General features: G+C 67.8%; 1 protein-coding gene. It reads left to right on the top strand.

The window, feature by feature from the left end:
• Positions 1–233, top strand: a 233-nt coding sequence (locus ACPYOI_RS37145; protein WP_481424316.1) for an SAM-dependent methyltransferase, incomplete at both ends; no start/stop codon positions are given.

The following is a 233-nucleotide window of genomic DNA, read 5'->3' as shown; positions in this document are numbered from 1 at the left end:
CCTCGTGCCGCGCGGCGTCGCACGCCGTGTCTTCTGGCGGCGCTTCTTTTCCGGCTCCGTTGCCGATGCCGTCAATGCCGGTCATGTCAAGCAGGCCGAGCAGGCCGCCGACAGCCTGCTGCAGACTTCGCGGGAAGTCGAAGGTTGCGTGTGGCTGGTCGGCGCAGGCCCGGGCGCCGAAGACCTGCTGACACTGCGTGCGCAGCGCGTAATGATGGAAGCCGACGTCATCG

It is taken from the genome of Rhizobium sp. SVR5-2C, from assembly GCF_056755115.1.
Note: the sequence above shows the minus strand (reverse complement) of the source record. Positions and strands in the feature narration are given on the sequence as shown.